The organism is Staphylococcus caeli (assembly GCF_051413795.1).
Lineage (GTDB): Bacteria > Bacillota > Bacilli > Staphylococcales > Staphylococcaceae > Staphylococcus > Staphylococcus caeli_A.
Genome location: NZ_JBOIRQ010000011.1, coordinates 1 through 17,836, shown reverse-complemented (window position 1 = coordinate 17,836; position 17,836 = coordinate 1). Strand labels below are relative to the sequence as shown.

Below are 17,836 nucleotides of genomic sequence, written 5' to 3'. Positions count from 1 at the left end.
TTTATTTTTTGTTTAATGTGAAACATTTTTTAGATAGCTTTTTATCAAATCGACATCCGCTTCAAAATATTGTTGTTGAAACTGCTCTGAATATTCGAATTCCGTATGTCCTTCCACAAACTTTGATATATGCAATGCATATCGCTGCAAAAATCGATTTATCATAGGTGTCTCAATACCTACTAACGCACCAATTTGTTGAATAATCGTTGTACGATAATAATCTTCATAAGGCATACGTGGTATTTGCATCATGCCTTGTTCATTTTGATAAATTTGTTTAAATGGCACCGCAGAAAAATCAAAATATTTACCATTTATATCTGGCTTTGAAAATGGATCAATTAGAATCGCACTATAACGCACATATAATAAATACTCTTGATGAATAGCTGCTAATTTTTGAAATTCTGTAATTTCATGATTACTTAATGTTTCATTTCGTACTGGGTAGTTTTCTTTCACCATAAATTCCAATAAATTTAGGGAGGGCACATTCAATTTTTCTAAAATCAAAGTTATCTCTTGCCACAACACGCGCATTTCATGAATTAATGCCATTGTAATTGGACCTTCTGGAAATAGTTTATAAACATATACAGGAACATCACTTCCATTCAGAATGACATCCAATGAAAAGTCATTCATAAATAACGGAGGATGCACATATAAAGAACTATTTCGCGATTCTGCAAATAGCGGCGTATCTAACGCTATTAAACGCACACCAACATCTTCAAATAACCTTTGCATCTTCAGCATAAAGTCTGACTCTTTTTTGTTACTTGTGGATCCCATATATACATGCTTCTTAACACCTGTAGTCATAACTTGATTCGGTGTTGTCTCATTCATTACTCGTGTATCTCCGATATAAGTTGAAAAAGAAATAACTTCAACTTGTTTATTTAGTTCAACTAATAGTTGTTTAACAATCATATGCGAACCGATTGTTGGCGATACTAATACGATGTGGTTTAAATTTTTAATTATGCGTTGTGATAGTTGTTGAATAACTGAAATATATGCATCCGCATTGCACGCCAACACCAATGTGTCATAGTGATTCATAGTTGCCGTCTGAGTTATATCGCCGTAATCTGCGTACAAGTGATGGATGCGAAAGCGCCCCGAGAGTGCTTGATGCTGATTATTTTGCACTGTGACTTCTAATTGCTGTTGCTGTTGGTGATAAGCCTGACAAAATCTTTTAGACCTTTGTGAGTACTTTGCACGCCCGACCATATCCACTTGATTATGCCGTTCAGTCGTAAAAATATAGGCGAGTTGAACTGCTACAGGTCCCGTCCCTGCGATTAAGATATTAGACATCCTTTACACCGACCTTCGAGGGTACTTTTCGATAAAGTGCAATATCAAATATTTGATTAGAACGTAATTGTTTATGCGCGCACTTCCATTTTTCAAAATTAGTTTTCTCAGTTGGATAATTAAACAGTGCTTTAAATCCATTTCCATAACGCATCGAAACTACAACTTGTTCATTCGTTAATTCATATAATTGATCCAAAATTTTATATTTTACCGGTACCGTAGAACTGAAAATGATATGTGTTACTGCTGAAATATCTTCAAGTTGGTCCACTGTTTGATTTGTTATATGTATATTTGCTTCTGGAGCGAACATATTAATCACTTTTCGCCCTAAATCTACTGCTGTTTCATCAATATCGATACCAATCACTTTGGCACCAGTTTCCTTTGCCACTTGAATTAATGTCATTGGATATGCACCTGACCCTACAAGTAACAACGTGTCATTTGCCGTTACTTTGCATTGTCCAAATTCTTCGTTGATACAATGTTCAATATTTTCAAAATATTGCGATGTAGACATCTTTCCGTCTAATAAACGTTGCGCTCTTAATATCTCCATCTGTTTCACACTTTTTGCAGTAATATCCGCAAGACGACACGTTAGACGATTTTTTTCTTGCCTGTCTAACCATGCAGAATATGCTTGTTGATAACTTTGATTCAAAATGAAGTCACTATATGATTCAATAAGTGCTTCTAATTTATGTATATTTTTACTATTTGCTACTACTTCCTCATATTGAATTTCAAATTCACTGAGATAGGCTTCTAATTTTTCTCTAATATTTATCTTAGAATTTATTTCAGTCATTTCTGTCTCCTATTCTATGTATGCTATTCCAGTTGCTACCGATGCAACTTTGCCTTTGATTGTTGTATCGTACGTGTTCTCGTTAAAATATGTTGAAACTATAATATGTCCACCTGGTTGATTTACCACTAGTGATTCACAAGGGCTTTTGGTATGAAAGGCTTCAAAAATACCAATCGAAGCTGTCCCTGACCCACAACTATTTTCCCAAATGATGCTTTGAATTTCTGGTAAATAAATCAATGGCGTTAAGAATTGTTCCGCTCTATTAAAAAGCATAATACCAACCGTCTTAAATGACTGATTCCATTGCGTCGTTCTTACAAAATGCTCTATTTCTTGTTGCAACTCTTGGGAAGTGTAATCGATTGGAATAACGTAGTGAAGGTAACTTTCGTAGTTAATTCGTGTGACTGTGATACTTTGAGTACGAAGTGTTAATTGAACTTGATTCACACATTGAGGCTGTGGCATGGATACTTCATAATAACCGTCATTGTGAACTTTACAATCTACTAAATCCGAACATCCCGATACTTGAATTTGCAGTGTCTGCTTATTTGATGAAGCTTGTTTATGAAATTCTTTGATTAAGCGCTGTTCATTTAAATAATGTAAAAATGATATCGTCGCATTTCCACAAAACTCATTACCACTCATTACTAATTTGAAATTTTGATTATTTTCAGATCGCGCTGATTCAATAAAACCAACTTGTTCACAACAAATATGTGATGTCTGCATCATTTGATTCGCTATTTCTGCATATTCGGTTCTATCATGTTTAGAATGTACAAGTACGGTCATGTTGCCTGTGGGATTATATTTTGAAAACTGTACACGCCTCTTACACATATATGACTCCTTTCTTTTGTATTAAAATTTTTTGTCGTTTTTTAATTGATAATAAGAATCGTTTCGATTTGTTATATATAGTATAACGTTAAAAATATAAAGTCAATTACCAAAATAAAATTAAATAAGAATAAATAATGAGTTTTTTTAATATTTACGAAATCTATCGTGAAAATTATAGTTCAATTATAAAAATATATATGTTAAATATGGCAACATAGGTTTATAATTAAATGCCCTCAAATATTCATTTTAGACTTTGAATTTTGAGGGCTTTCTTTATATTATTTCATATAACAATTACGACGCATTGCTAGTATGACATTTTTTATGTTGTATAATACAAGTCACTAAATAACTATTATATGGGTGCTGGTTATATGGCATTTGTATGGTCAGTAATTATTTGAACATTAATCGTATCGCTCATTTTATCTTTTGTTTTATATAAAATTAATTTGTATAAAGATGGATTCATAAATTTAAGTCTATTTTTATTTATGTTTGTATTTTATATTCTAATAATAGATACCAATAATCAATGGCTAAGACTTCTTTTCGTATTCATTGCCGCATTTATTATTTTAATTTTTCCACTATTCTTCTTATTAGTTATAGGAATCTAAATTTATTTAGGATGGCAACTCATGACTAAAGGAGGTACTCGCTTAACAAATTTTCTATCATTTGAATTAGCTTTAATTATGATTACTTTAATGACCCAAAAGCATTATGCTATATCGTTACGAATAATTCTCACACTTTAAGAGCTGGTCAATTTGCAAATCAATTCAATCTACATTATGAAGTCTTTGGATCCTCGGTAAAATTATATTTTTGGACAAATGCTGCAATCATTAGAGAATACGTCGCAACACTAGAACTACACAAATGTCGACACCTTAGCCTCATTTCGCTTATTACATTGGTCTACCTTGCAATCAGTATCATTGGCTATATATTTCAATAATTGTATTCAATAGCTATTTTTACGTAAAACATTGCTATTTAAGTATGTCCACTATAATTATCGTAACCCCTTTTATATCGGGGTCTAAAACACTGCCATTATGCTTACCGAAGACAAGCCGAAGACTTCTATCAATATTGGAGTCTTTACATATTCTGCCATCTTATTTTGTTAACTCACTTAGAAATAAGGTATTGTCAAAATAATTTCGTTCACGTATTATTCGAAAGTTTCTGATCATGAAGCGCAATTACTTCGCGACAGAATTGATCAAAAGATTAAAAATAATTAAATATACATTTAAAAACGCTAATACTCATTTCCGAAATACTTTTCAGAAGATGAATATTAGCGTTATTTTTACACATTGCTTATCTTAATTTTTCAGTAATGATATGTAACTGCGATGGTCCAAAAACTCTTAATGATTTTTGAAATGCTAACAATTTGAGATTATCTGTAGCATGAACCTCCAAGCAATAATTGTAAGTACCCGCCATTCGATAACAGTGTAACGTTTCTACACTTTGACTCACATAATTTTCCAATTCCTGACAATTTGTAGTTTTAATATAAATAAACGCGATGACTTCATCAGTATGCACTGGTGTTTCTATTGTGAATTTGGTGATTGCATTTCGTTCAATCAATTTCAATATACGTTCCTTAACTGCAGGTTGTGATAAGTGAACATCTTGCGCAATATGCTTGTAAGACTGCCTACTATCTTCCCTCAATAATTCAATAATCCTTTTATCTGTTTGGTCCATTTAAGCGAACTCCTTATAAAATAAACTTTTTTGATCTATAGCCTTATTTATCCAATGTTCCCTCGCAACTTCTTACCTTATATTGTACCTAGGAGGCGATAATAATGAAAATATATGGGTTAGCACACATTGCCATAATGGCTGAGCACTATGATGAAACAATTGAATTTTACACATCTCTTTTAGATTTTACTAAAGCACATAGTTGGTCATTACCAGCGTATACAATAAAAGAAGCTTGCATGTTAACATCTCGAGATCAACGCACATATATTGAAGTATTTGATAAAAATGCTGATGTCCCAAGAGAAGGAAATGTACTAAAGTCACTTCACGAAACCGTACACGGTCATATTTTACATTTTGCATTAACTGTAGATTCCGTAACTGAAGTCGTAGAACATTTACAACGCAACGGTGTAACCATAATCAATCCAGAAGAATCTCTTGCATTAGGAAACCCAGCAGTCAATGTCAAAAATGCTATTATCAAAGGACCGAACGGTGAAATTATTGAACTCTTGGAACCTGTTGAATTTTAATTAATTCACCGATTACCCACAACTTTCTAAGTTATATATTCAAAAAAGCTACTCATCTTCTGCATAATACAGAAAATAAGTAGCTCATTTTATACATATTCAATTTCTTGAACCTACTGATCTATTTTTTTGTATACTTCAATTAATTCTTTTGCCATATCTTTGAATGTAATTGCAGTCATTAAGTGGTCTTGACTATGCACCATCAACAAGCTCACTTCATTTTTAACACCCTGTGCTTCTTGAGTTAAAAGTTCAGTTTGTGCGTTATGTGCTTCCACAAGTGATTGTTCAGCTTGTACTATTTTATTATCCGCTTCACTAAAGTTACCTTTTTTCACTTCTTGTATTGCTTCCATAGCACTACTTTTAGCATCTCCACCAAAAGTAATAAGTTTCATTGCAATTTCCATCATTTCAGCCATTACTCTTCCTCCTAATTTGTTAACGATTCCGCTAATTTTAGTACATTTGCACCGTTCATTGTTCCGTAATCCATATTAGGGATGACTTCAACTGGAATATTTTGGTCACTCACTTTTGATTCAAACTCATTTTTCAAGAATCTCACTTGTGGTCCAAGTAATAACACGTTAATATTGTCCTCTTTCAACTTCGTGTCCACTTCTGAACTTGCAATTGCGTAAATTTCTCTATCTAATCCTTGCTCTGTTGCTGCATCTTGCATTTTTTTTACTAACATACTTGTACTCATACCTGCCGCACATACTAATACGATTGTTTTTTCTGCCATTTTCAATTCCTCCTATTTATTTCACTTCTAAAGTTACTGCTTTACGATCAATTTGTGTTTTAATATCTGATGGTGACGCATCTTTATTATACGCACTGTAATACAAACTATATTTACCTGGTTTAAGATTTGCAATTCTATCTTTATTGGCAACGCCATCAACTAATAATTTAACTTCTGTATTTCCACCTGCTGATTGGAACATTGGCGCATCATTAATTGAATAATCTACTTTGTTACCGTCTTGTGTTTTAATATTTTTCAGTAAATCAGGCACTTCGCCTTGATTTATAACCACATTTTGAGCCCCTTCAATCTTAGGTGCTTTAGAATAATAAGCATTCGCATCAGCTTGTTGTGTACTGTTTCTTGAATATTTTACATAGTCAATATCAAACTCTTTATTATTCAAGTTGTCACCAGCCGGACCAGGCCAAGCACCACCTGTTGCTAAATTCAATTGCATGTATTGCGGTTTGTTGAAAATTGTTTTCGCAGTTGGATCATCCGCGTAATTAACCGTACGAACCACTTTACCATCTACAAGCCATTTCATAGAATCTTTATTCCATTCTAGCGCAAATGTATGATAAGCGTCGTTAAATACACCTTTATCTAATTTAAACTCTGTACCGTTACCTGCATATTTACCGTTGTCATCTACACCTGTGCCATAGTGTAGCGTTTGATAAACACCATTATTTCCGTTCACTTCAGTTTCAGGTTTACCGATCAACTCTGTAATGTCGATTTCACCTGTTGATGGCCATCCATGGCCTTGATTATTCGCTATCTTGCCATCTAATGTAAAGTCACTACCTAAAGTCCAAAATGCTGGAAATACACCTTGCCCTTTAGGTAATTTCGCTCGTATTTCTAATTTACCGTATAAGAATTCTCGTTTGCCATTTGTATGAATACTACCTGAATTGTACTTCACAATTTCACTTGTATCACGTGGATTGCCGTATTGGTCTGCTTTAGGACGATCCGTTGCTTTTAAAACCAAATTACCATCTTTTTGGTACACATTTTCCGGATTATTAACATAATGTTGCTGCTCAATCCCTCTAATAGAACCTAACTCATAGTTCCAGTTAGCAGTATTTAAATTAGCACCATTAAAATCGTCTTTCCAAACTTCTGTATAACTCGTGTCGGTACTACCTCCAGCAGCTTTAGCTTCATTTTTATTCAAACCCACTGTCGACACCAACATTACACTCGCAACACTTACAGTCAAAACTTGTTTAAATTTCGTATTCATCAAATGCCCCCTATTTATCTATTTATAGAACGTGCAATCATAGACATTGTATGTCTCTGACCTCTGATTGCTTTACTCATGGCAACAATATTCTCAACTGGCGCAACGCCACCGTATCCAGAATCACCGATATGTTGAATATCTACACCACAGATTTTGTTCTGAATACTGATTTGTTTAATTGTATCTGCATCTGAACTCTCTTGGCTCGTACCAATTGCTGATAACACTAACGCACCATGACTATGCACTGTTGTTGTAATTTTTGTCAGTTGTTCTGCTGTAAATCCTGGCACAGTACCAACTGCTGGTACTAAGATAATGTCAGCGCCTGCTTCGATAAAGCGAGCAACTGTTTCGTCATCAATAATTGGACCACTTACACCAGCACCATGCATTTTACCTGCAATAATTAACCCAGAAAATCTTGATTTCGCTAATTTAATCGCATTTTCAATTTCTTTGTTGGTAACGCCTGTCCCAGGATTACCTGTGAAACATACAAAATCTACATTTAGCTTCTCAATTGCTTCAATTGTTTCAATATGAGCTTCTCTACCTTTAGAAATGTTTAATTTATTTTCTGCCATATCCGCATTGTTATCAACAGGCTCTAAATTCACTCCGATAGGTCTTCCTACTAAATGGTGTAATGTCTCAACAAAATTCTCACTGTTTTCTAAACCATGTACTTTAGGTTCAAGCATATCGATACCATTCAGTAAAATTAAATCTGCACCGAATGCACGTGCAATTTCTGCGTTTGTAATATCATCAATATAAGTCTCTCTTGGTGCTACATTTTCAGATAAAATTGTTCTACCTTCACTTGCTTTAATACTTTGTTTAAGTTCTTGAGCATTCATTTTTAAAATATCTGATGCGTTACTACTAATGAGTCGTTTGACCATGATCCTAGTCCCCTTTTAAATTATTCAGCTACCTTAGCATTTTCATTTGATTCTGCTTCGTGTTCAAGTTGTGCATTATACTTGTCCATTGCTTTATAGAATGGGTAGTACAACGCCATATCTATGATAATTAAGACAATTTGTAAGATGGACCCACTAATGTGGTTTGTTGATAAGAATCCACTAATAATCGGTGGTGTTGTCCATGCCGGTAAGTTCATTGTTAAATGTACTAATCCTGTAGCCATCGCATAATATGAAATGATTGCGTTGAGCATTGGTGCAATAATAAACGGTGCTATTAGTCTGATGTTTAAGACAATTGGTAAACCGAACATTGCAGGTTCGTTAATATTGAACAGACCTGGTGTTAATGTTAATGGTGAAATAACTTTCGTTTGCTTACTTGAACCTTTTTTAAGGGCCAAAATCGCAATAACGATTACTAAACCTAAAGTCGCACCACCACCACCGATATATACAAAGTTTTCCATAAATGGTTGTGTCACAATATGTGGTAAATCTGCTGAATGATCTTTCTGATAAGCTGCAGTGTTTTCGCCTAAGTTTTTCAACCAAGTCGGTAACATAACACTGTTGATAATATTTTGTCCGTGAATACCTACGAACCATAACGCACTGTTTAGACCTACTAATATAATTGTTCCGAATAACGTACCACCCATTAAACCAAGCGGTCCGCCTAAAACTTTTGTTAAAACTTCGTGAATATTACCGATATTGAATTCTTTCAATACTACATATACAATTATCCATAAAGCGACAATTACAAATCCAGGGATAATCGCACTGAAACTTCTAGAAACTGCTGGTGGTACTGTATCTGGCATCTTAATTTGAATATTTCTGTTGATAAACCATTGGAAGATGAGCGCCGTAAAAATACCGACAACAATTGCTACAAATAGCCCCTGACTTCCCATCAAGGCTACCGGAATTCCCATTTGCGGCTCTTTGCCTGCTGTTGAAATCGTCGGTGTTACTAAAATAAATGAAGCCAATGATAGCAATCCAGCCGATACGCCATCAACTTTATGTTGATTAGCTAGACTGTATGCCACACCAAAACTTGTTATTAATCCCATTAAACCAAATGTTCCATTAATACCAATGTTTAAATACTCGCTAATCCCAGTTTTTTCTAGCCAGTTTAACCATGGATCAATTGCTAAGTTATTAATTGTTAATAACAAGGCTCCAATAATAATTAATGGCATCGCAAGCGCTATCCCATCACGAATCGATGTCAAAACTTTGTTAGAACCTATCTTTGAAGCAATCGGCATCATTTTTGTTTCTAAAAACTGATCTACTTTTCCCATAAAAATCACCCTTATTTTTTATAAAATATAATTAAATATCCGATGTAAGCGTTGTCTTTAATTTCTTTGATTATATTTTATAATTAAATAATAGTCAACACTGTTCTCTTTTTTTGTTACACTAAAATTAAATTTATCGTAAAGGATGCTTTTTAAAAATGGCTAAAACTAAACAGCAAAGTGAAAATTTCAAAAAAATAATCAATGAACTTTACACTAAAAGACCTATTTCAAGAATTGATATTTCCAGAAACACAGATATTACAGCCGCCACTGTGACCGACATTACTTCACAGTTAAAGGCAGAACATTTAATCAGCGAATGCGGCAAAAATAAGATAGATGAAAATAAAAACGGTAGAAAAAAGATTTTACTTACTGTCTCTGACAACCACAGTCATTATATTGGTATCGAATTTGCTCGAGATACGATTAATATGTCGCTCACTGATAACTTAGGAAAAGAAATTGATTCACAACATATCTTTTTAGATAAAATTTATAGCGAATCATCACAAGAAATTGAACAAATACTTAAAGCGATTCAAAATTTTATACAAATGCATGAATCCTATCATCCAAAAGCGATTGGTATTGCTATTCCGGGACATTATGACGCCGTTGAACAAAAAATCGCTACTAATAATACATTTTGGAATAATTTCAATTTAAAAGAGTTACTTACCCAAATAGATTTACCAATTTATTTAGAAAACAATGTGCATTGTATGAGTATTTATGAACAATATTTATCTCAAAATATGTACAATCCTAACTTTATGTTCTTTCATGCAGCCAAAGGTATTTTTGCTTCTAATTTTTATAATGGTAATTTATATGGTGCACAAAATTTCAATGTTGGAGAAATCGGACATACTATTGTGATGCCAAATGGAGAACAATGTCAGTGTGGTAGAAGAGGTTGCTTACAAACATTTCTCGGTGAAGAACAATTAGTAAATAAAGCTAAAATGATGTATCAACAATCAAATCATACATTTTTGCATAGTTTAGTAAGTAGTGAAACAGAAATTCAATTATCAACAATTATTGACGCCTATAAAATAGGAGATCCTGGATGTATTAAAATCATCGAAGACGCATTTAACAGTGTGGTTACAACTTTAAATAACCTTAGAATGACGTTAGATATTGAAAAAATTTACATTCACGGTCCTTTATTAAGTCATTCTGATGTGAACCATCTACTCTTTGAATTTATAAATTACAAAAAATTATTTTCTGAACAACAAGAAATTGATATTGAAATCGTGCCATATTCTAAGAAAAACGGTTCACTTGGTGCATGTGCGCTTGCTATCAGAAATTATTTAATCATGTCAATGCCACCTAGCAATAATGTAGATATTGAGATATAGATCAACATTCAACAATATACAATAACGCAAAAATTAAGCCGGACAATCAGCATTACACTGATTGCTCGGCCTATTTATATATATTGGTATACGCGATTTATAGTTCTGCTTGTTTTGCAACTTTTAAAGACACCAATAAACAAATAAATCCAACTGCGACAATAACACTACCTAATACAATCAACATATAATACGAATGCATAGATTCAAGTAAGACTGCGCCTAAGAATGACCCCATGGCAATACCAAATTGTACCGTTGATGTACTAAACGTTTGGTTAAAGCTCGCATATTTGGGACTTAAATGTATCAAATACGTTTGTTGCGGTGTATTGATAGACCAACTTAGCATCCCCCACACACCAGTATTGATTACTAGTAACACCAACCAATTTGATGTAATAGAGATTGAGAGCATCATCAATATATAGATTAAAATGACAATTATCAGTGTTTTTGTGGCCCCCACGCGTTCGACTAATGTGCCACTTACCGCACCTCCAAAGACCGCACAAATACCATAGACAAGATATAGCATACTTGAGGTACCTGCAGAAAAACCGAGTTCATCTTGTATAAAAGGTGTGAAATAAATATAAAACATACTCTGCCCAGTAAAAAAGAAAAATGTTGTTAAATGCGCAAAACTAATGCGTTTATTTAACAATGCTTTTGATTGTTCCATAAAAGTGACCGTCTCGATTGAAATATTACCTGGGAAATATTTCATAATCAGTACTAAAATGACGAGGCACGCAACAGTAACAAACATGAATATCGCTTTCCATCCAAAATACTCACTAATCATAATGCCCATTGGTATACCGAGTACGAGCGACGTACTGATTGACATCGTTAATATGCTAATAACGCGAGATTGTCGATAAATTGGCACCAATTTTACACTGAGCGATAATGACAATGCGATAATCATTGAAACCCCAATTGCTAAAATAATACGTGAAAGCATAAATAAGAAAAATGTTGTACTGATGAGCGTCAGTACATTACCGATGATGAAGATGAGTATGAAGCTGATAAATAATTTTTTTCTATTGAATTGGGTTGTAAAAGCAATAATAAGTGGTCCTGACACTGCAAAAATAAAAGCAAATATCGTTACTGATTGACCTGCAGTTGCAATGGATACACTAAATTCTTGAGCGATATACGGCAAAATGCCCGAGATGACTAATTCTGTTAATCCTGCAACAAAACATAATAAAGCGATAATACATATATTTAACCTAACCATTATGTCCTCCAAATGAAAAAGCACCTCCCATTGATTTGCAATGAAAGGCACTACGTTACTGATTTCACGTCAACAAGCCAAAGCTTGTCACCTACTCGTTTCGTTCATTATATCGCATCACATCATACATGTGTAGTATGGTAGGCATATTTCAAAATACGATTTTTAATTAGAAGACGTCTTTAGTTGCAGGTTATGCAATTTTTCTTTTTAACATAATTTTCACAGCATATAATGTCACACCAATGTGTAATGTTGTCATGATACTATTCAAACCTGATACAAAGTCAGGAAACAATAATTTTTCAATACCTACGTTTACAGCAATACCAATGATGATTCTGAAGTCGCTCGCAATAACACCATTGATAAAGTTGAAGATTACAAAGGTCATATATTAAATGCTTCTTCATTAAAATATATAAAGAACCCGAGCAAGATGGTAATGGCAACCTCGCTAGATCTTACATTGTCGATAAAGATGGCACAGTAACGAAATATAAGATGGCGAACCAGAATAGGATGATGAAAAAGCGATGTGCTGAGCGCACTTCGCTTATTTTATTACTTTCAATGCTCTTATTTACCCCACAGAAAGTCAATAAGTTCATCGGCAACTGCTTTATTTTCGTGTAACTGACTATGTTGCGCTGATTTACCTTTATATAATGATTCTTTGTAGCTTTTCGGACTATCTCCTAGTAAGTATTTCAATGATTTTGATGAACTATTGGAAACACGACCGTCAGAGTGCGTACCGTCTTCCAAGCCTCCATAAATATTCAACACTTCAATATTTTTCCCATTATAAATATCTTTAAGTACTCGTAATTGCTGAAATGGTGGATTCATGCGACTAGGTTTACCATTATCATCTACACTGATTTCATTTACCTTTTCATTCATGCCTAAGACACCATTAAACGTTCCAGCAATATTCACCTGCTTATTAAGCTGTGGTAATGCGTCGTCTTTACCATAAGTCATCATATATTGTGCAAATGTTAAGTTACCCATAGAATGCCCTACAAAATTAAAGTGCTTAATATGATATTCATTTTGTAATTTTATAAGTACATTTTTAAACCACTTCGCATTTTTATCAAGGTACCCTTGCTTATTGTCTTCTAATTCTATTTTGACTATCGGATTACTCGCATTTGACTTAAGCTTTCCTTTTAATTTAACAGCGCCTTCTTTTGAGACAATCGCTGTGATTGTATTATTAGTAGCCCCTCGTTGTTCAGCTCGCTTAACCATAAATTTTTCGGAATTGGCGCTTCCACCATAACCATGTAAAAACAATGTTGGAGTTTGGCTTTTTGTAAAATTTGAGTTTCCCATACTTTTATGATTAGACTGATGTTGACTAATAACTATACCTAGAACCGCGACAACGATAATGACTACTATCATAGTTAGCCAAACCCATAATTTTTTCATGACATTACCTCTATCTTCATAATATTGCTTATTATTATAGTTTAATTCTTAAGAATAGTACTTTATTTTGCTTAAGATCTATGACAAAAAATTCTTAACAACTCACTTCTATTTGCTAAAATGTTTACTGCATCCTAAAATTAAATTATTACTTTTAAAACTAGGCAGCAAGTAAAGATTTGATTATAAACTATTAATGGAGTGAACACTATGGATACTAGTATCGAACAACTCAAAAATATCATTGATAACTCTAACAAAATCACCTTTTTTACAGGTGCCGGGGTATCAGTCGCAAGTGGTGTACCAGATTTCCGCTCAATGGGTGGCTTATTCGACGAAATTTCAAAAAATGGTTATTCACCTGAGTATTTATTAAGTACAAATTATATTCAAAATGACCCCAAAGGTTTCGTTGACTTTTATCACAAACGTTTATTAGTAGCCCATAAACAACCAAACCTTGTACACCAGTGGATTGCTCAACTCGAGCAGGATGAACGTTCATTAGGCGTCATCACTCAAAATATTGATGGTTTACATGCCGATGCAGGTAGTTCGAATGTAGATGAACTTCACGGTACGTTGAATCAATTTTATTGTATTGACTGCCATAAACAATATTCAAAAAATGAAGTCATGACACAGAATATACGTCAATGCGGCATATGTGGAAATCCTATAAGACCCGATATTGTATTGTATGGCGAAATGTTAAATCAAAATACGATATCACGTGCAATTAAAAAAATTCAAAAAGCAGACACTTTAGTCGTTTTGGGATCTTCACTTGTAGTCCAACCAGCAGCAGGACTGACTTCATATTTTAAAGGACAGAACTTTATCATTATTAATAAAGACGCTACGCCATATGATAGAGATGCTGATTTAGTTATTAATGATGACATGGTTTCAGTAATTGAAGCTGTAAGTTTACAAGTATTTTGAACGAAAAAATTATAATTCTCCAACATTCTAACTAAAAATACATATAATAAAACCACTCCGGAGAGTGGTACGTTAAGGTTGGATATGAACTTAGAAAAATTCTAGGGGAGGTGGAATACACTTCATATTATCTATCAAGCACATCGCACCCTATGTACATCATATATAATTATTTTAATATTATAAATACCGTCCTTATTTATGGTAAAAAATATGCTCTTTTTGTAAAAAATGAACAATATTTCTATAGCTTGTTATGCTTTAAAAGAAATGATTCAATCTTATATTAATTAAAAATATCTTGATGATTTGTATTTTTTCGTCATTTCTTTACTTCTTTCGATTCAATCTCCTTAATTCCTCTTATATTTGTTATGTTAGTACATAGGAGGTGATGTATATGCCATTTCAAATTACTCATATTAAATTAGGAAATATTAAAGAACATGGTACTAAACAAATTTCTCAAGTAAAACTCTCCAATAACATTATCGAAAGCACTAATTTAGTTGTACTATATATTGATGCAGGTATGAAGTATTACTATGTCGGTCCAGACGAAATAAAATATAATGTTGAAACCGCACATTTTGATAATCAAAATACATATATTAGAACCGCAAATAACATTAACGTTTTAGATAACTTATTAAATTTACCTAAATTTTGATAATGTACTTATCTTCTTTTAATTAAGTGTAGAAAAGGCCACTCTTACGAGTGGCCGGAGCATATTTATGCCGAATTTTTGGGATATAGAGACTGAGTTAATTATGTATTGGAGACACCTCAATCTCATATAATTATTTTATACTACTTTTTAGAGACTTCATACTCTATTTAACTCAATAGTAATAAACTCAATCGATAAAGTAAAAATATGAAAAAGTTATAAAGAATAAAAACGTCCCTATCAAAATAATCAAATTTATAATATCCATACAAAATAAAAAGGGCTTATTGTTTTGAAAATGAAATTATTTTAAATTCAAATATTTTTTATTAATTCTTTTAAATATAAATATAAGTCGTCAGAAATTAAAACATCATGCTTTTTAAAATGTTTATTTTTTCTCACAAAAGACTCTGGAGTCATCGAAAAAATTGTTTGGAAATTTTTTAAATACGTAGCATAAGATATATACCCATAATCTTTCCAAATATCTTTCATATCTTTTGAGTTTTTTAAAGTCAATATTTCAGTTGCTAATCGATAAATTTTAACTTTTCTAATATATTTTATCAAAGAAATATTCATTGCTTCAGAAAATATCCTAGATAAGTAACTTGGGTTAACATAAAATTTATCGGCCAATTTTGATAAAGTTATCTTGCTTTTGTAATTATTATTGATATAATTCAGTACATTCTTCACAAGTGGATTAGAATATTCAAATGCTTTTTCATCATAATAACCAGCAATCCTAATGTAATTTATAAGTTTAATTACACTAATATCTGCATTAAACACGTCTTCATTATATACGGACATTATAGTATCTATATATGTTTTCTTAATAGATGTATCTATTTCTTTTTCGTCCAAGCGATAAGATTCAATATCTAACAATGAAAATCTATTGTAACTAAGTCTATTTATCTGTAATTTTATTACTTTTCCAGAGTTCATTATTAATTTAGGTGTATAATGTGCACCTATAACAAAGAAATCATCTTTACTATAATGAGCGTTTATATTTTTATTTTTTATGAATATTTCCCCAGACAATACATAAAAAATATTTATAGAATCAAAATCAGGATTTATACTACTATTTTCTTCAATAATCTCATAACTATAATCCATTATTTAGCCCTCCCCTTTAACTTTATATCTCTAATCTACCTCATCAATATTATCACTCCTATTAATTGAAATATTTACTTAAATATAATATTTTTTACTAATTTTAAATGTATAATGATTTATTCTTACGTGTTTAATTCCCATCATAAAAATCATTCAAACAAACTTCGTATTTGCAACAATTTTCATTATTAAATATCTTAACTTGATATAATATGGTCCTATAACAAATTGAACTAATAAATCATAAGTGATTTATCAGTGTATTCTTCAACAATGGTTGTCTTTACTGGATTTATCCGAGCTATATACATCCTAGATCAGAAATTCACATTAAAAGAAACTAAAACTCATATTACCCATTAACCTTTGTAATTTCATTTATTATAGAACTCCAAAAAGCCTTCCACCCAAATGGATGAAAGGCTTTTTTACCTTAATTTTTCATAAGGCTTATTTTCTTTCTTTTCTTTGTCGCTTAGCAAATAATAATAGCGTGCCTATTCCTGCAAATAAAGTACCAAATAATGTACTACTATAAAATTCATTTTCTCCAGTTTCTGGTAGTTTTCCATCTTTATTTTGTTCACTATTAAGATTATCAGAAACTAATATACTTTTGAATATATTACTATTTTCATCTGTTGATGTTACTACTAACTCTTCTCCACCTTCAAGATTAACATTTGCTGGAATTTCAACTGTGTAGTTTCCTTCATCGTCAGTTGTTCCTGTCGCTGTTGTTCCGTCTGGGAACGTTACTGTTACTGTTGAGCCTGGTTCTGCTGTACCTGAAATTTGTGTGTCGTCACTTGTTACGTCTTTCACCGTTGGTGCTTCTGGTGCTGTCGTATCTGTTACTGTTGTTGTTGCTTCATCCGACACATTTCCATCTTTATCTGTTGAAGTGACGTTTAACGTTTCTCCACCTTCAAGATCAACATTTGCTGGAATTTCAACTGTGTAGTTTCCTTCGTCATCTGCTGTTCCTGTTGCTGTTGTTCCGTCTGGGAACGTTACCGTTACTGTTGAACCTGGTTCTGCTGTTCCACTGATTGTTGTATCGTCACTTGTTACGTCTTTCACCGTTGGTGCTTCTGGTGCTGTTGTATCTACGACTGTTGTCTTCGCTTCTGCTGATTCATTTCCTGCTTCATCTGTCGCTGTTACTACTAACTCTTCTCCACCTTTGAGGTTCACATTCTCTGGAATTTCGACTACATAGTTTCCTGTTTCATCTACTGTTCCTGTCACTGTTACTCCTTCTGGGAAAGTTACTGTTACCATTGAATGAGGCTCTGCTTTACCAGCAATTTGTATAGATTTACTTGTTACTTCACTCACTATTGGTACTTCTGGCGCTGTTGTATCTACGACTATTGTCTTCGCTTCTGGCGATTCATTTCCTGCTTCATCTGTCGCTGTTACTACTAACTCTTCTCC

Annotated in this window: 18 protein-coding genes; 4 read left to right on the top strand and 14 right to left on the bottom strand. The window is 32.9% G+C overall.

What is annotated here, in order from left to right:
• Positions 1 to 12 precede the first annotated feature (12 nt).
• The 4 genes from ACSULM_RS07235 to ACSULM_RS07220 all read right to left on the bottom strand — a co-directional run bounded on the left by ACSULM_RS07235 (position 13) and on the right by ACSULM_RS07220 (position 4,744).
• Positions 13 to 1,332, bottom strand: coding sequence for an opine metallophore biosynthesis dehydrogenase (locus tag ACSULM_RS07235; RefSeq protein WP_436861699.1), 1,320 nt, complete (start codon positions 1,330 to 1,332; stop codon positions 13 to 15).
• Complete coding sequence (gene cntL, locus ACSULM_RS07230; protein WP_436861698.1) at positions 1,325 to 2,149, bottom strand: staphylopine biosynthesis enzyme CntL; 825 nt, start codon at positions 2,147 to 2,149, stop codon at positions 1,325 to 1,327. The genes ACSULM_RS07235 and cntL overlap by 8 nt, the downstream gene beginning before the upstream one ends.
• 9 nt (positions 2,150 to 2,158) lie before the next feature.
• The gene (cntK, locus tag ACSULM_RS07225) at positions 2,159 to 3,004 is read right to left on the bottom strand and encodes a histidine racemase CntK (RefSeq protein WP_436861697.1); all 846 of its coding nucleotides are present in this window, start codon (positions 3,002 to 3,004) and stop codon (positions 2,159 to 2,161) included.
• A gap of 1,341 nt (positions 3,005 to 4,345) precedes the next feature.
• Positions 4,346 to 4,744 (bottom strand): Lrp/AsnC family transcriptional regulator, encoded by a 399-nt coding sequence (locus ACSULM_RS07220; protein WP_436861696.1) that lies wholly within the window; start codon positions 4,742 to 4,744, stop codon positions 4,346 to 4,348.
• A gap of 104 nt (positions 4,745 to 4,848) precedes the next feature.
• On the opposite strand from ACSULM_RS07220, the gene ACSULM_RS07215 reads away from it, so the two are divergent.
• Complete coding sequence (locus ACSULM_RS07215) at positions 4,849 to 5,286, top strand: VOC family protein (protein WP_436861695.1); 438 nt, start codon at positions 4,849 to 4,851, stop codon at positions 5,284 to 5,286.
• Between the two features lie 113 nt (positions 5,287 to 5,399).
• On the opposite strand, the gene ACSULM_RS07210 is transcribed toward ACSULM_RS07215, so the two are convergent.
• The 5 genes from ACSULM_RS07210 to ACSULM_RS07190 are packed head-to-tail and all read right to left on the bottom strand — an operon-like array spanning position 5,400 to position 9,561.
• Positions 5,400 to 5,702: a PTS lactose/cellobiose transporter subunit IIA gene (locus ACSULM_RS07210; protein ID WP_436861807.1), complete on the bottom strand. Its 303-nt coding sequence runs from the start codon at positions 5,700 to 5,702 to the stop codon at positions 5,400 to 5,402.
• A 20-nt stretch (positions 5,703 to 5,722) separates the two neighbouring features.
• Positions 5,723 to 6,040, bottom strand: coding sequence for a PTS sugar transporter subunit IIB (locus ACSULM_RS07205; RefSeq protein ID WP_436855406.1), 318 nt, complete (start codon positions 6,038 to 6,040; stop codon positions 5,723 to 5,725).
• A gap of 16 nt (positions 6,041 to 6,056) precedes the next feature.
• Complete coding sequence (locus ACSULM_RS07200) at positions 6,057 to 7,307, bottom strand: glycoside hydrolase family 16 protein (RefSeq protein ID WP_436861694.1); 1,251 nt, start codon at positions 7,305 to 7,307, stop codon at positions 6,057 to 6,059.
• 14 nt (positions 7,308 to 7,321) lie between these two features.
• Entirely contained in the window at positions 7,322 to 8,218 is an 897-nt protein-coding gene (locus ACSULM_RS07195; protein ID WP_436861693.1) for a DUF7916 family protein, read from the bottom strand.
• A gap of 20 nt (positions 8,219 to 8,238) precedes the next feature.
• A complete protein-coding gene (locus tag ACSULM_RS07190) occupies positions 8,239 to 9,561 on the bottom strand; it encodes a PTS sugar transporter subunit IIC (protein ID WP_436861692.1) in 1,323 nt (440 codons plus the stop codon).
• A gap of 158 nt (positions 9,562 to 9,719) precedes the next feature.
• On the opposite strand from ACSULM_RS07190, the gene ACSULM_RS07185 reads away from it, so the two are divergent.
• On the top strand, positions 9,720 to 10,940 hold the full coding sequence (locus ACSULM_RS07185; RefSeq protein ID WP_436861691.1) for an ROK family protein: 1,221 nt from the start codon (positions 9,720 to 9,722) through the stop codon (positions 10,938 to 10,940).
• Positions 10,941 to 11,037: 97 nt separating this feature from the next.
• On the opposite strand, the gene ACSULM_RS07180 is transcribed toward ACSULM_RS07185, so the two are convergent.
• The 3 genes from ACSULM_RS07180 to ACSULM_RS07170 form a co-directional block, all read right to left on the bottom strand.
• Positions 11,038 to 12,195 (bottom strand): MFS transporter, encoded by a 1,158-nt coding sequence (locus ACSULM_RS07180; protein ID WP_436861690.1) that lies wholly within the window; start codon positions 12,193 to 12,195, stop codon positions 11,038 to 11,040.
• Positions 12,196 to 12,388: 193 nt separating this feature from the next.
• The gene (locus ACSULM_RS07175; RefSeq protein ID WP_436861689.1) at positions 12,389 to 12,589 is read right to left on the bottom strand and encodes a hypothetical protein; all 201 of its coding nucleotides are present in this window, start codon (positions 12,587 to 12,589) and stop codon (positions 12,389 to 12,391) included.
• Between the two features lie 185 nt (positions 12,590 to 12,774).
• The gene (locus ACSULM_RS07170; protein WP_436861688.1) at positions 12,775 to 13,638 is read right to left on the bottom strand and encodes an alpha/beta hydrolase; all 864 of its coding nucleotides are present in this window, start codon (positions 13,636 to 13,638) and stop codon (positions 12,775 to 12,777) included.
• Between the two features lie 210 nt (positions 13,639 to 13,848).
• On the opposite strand from ACSULM_RS07170, the gene ACSULM_RS07165 reads away from it, so the two are divergent.
• Both ACSULM_RS07165 and ACSULM_RS07160 read left to right on the top strand, forming a co-directional pair.
• Positions 13,849 to 14,586, top strand: a complete 738-nt coding sequence (locus ACSULM_RS07165) for an NAD-dependent protein deacylase (RefSeq protein WP_436861687.1) — start codon at positions 13,849 to 13,851, stop codon at positions 14,584 to 14,586.
• A gap of 400 nt (positions 14,587 to 14,986) precedes the next feature.
• Positions 14,987 to 15,256 (top strand): DUF3892 domain-containing protein, encoded by a 270-nt coding sequence (locus ACSULM_RS07160; RefSeq protein ID WP_436861686.1) that lies wholly within the window; start codon positions 14,987 to 14,989, stop codon positions 15,254 to 15,256.
• A 318-nt stretch (positions 15,257 to 15,574) separates the two neighbouring features.
• Here ACSULM_RS07160 and ACSULM_RS07155 read toward each other — a convergent pair whose 3' ends face one another.
• Together ACSULM_RS07155 and ACSULM_RS07150 are read right to left on the bottom strand one after the other, a co-directional pair.
• Positions 15,575 to 16,393: a helix-turn-helix domain-containing protein gene (locus ACSULM_RS07155; RefSeq protein WP_436861684.1), complete on the bottom strand. Its 819-nt coding sequence runs from the start codon at positions 16,391 to 16,393 to the stop codon at positions 15,575 to 15,577.
• A gap of 453 nt (positions 16,394 to 16,846) precedes the next feature.
• Positions 16,847 to 17,836: Ig-like domain-containing protein (locus ACSULM_RS07150; RefSeq protein WP_436861682.1), on the bottom strand; the 990-nt coding region annotated here is incomplete at its 5' end.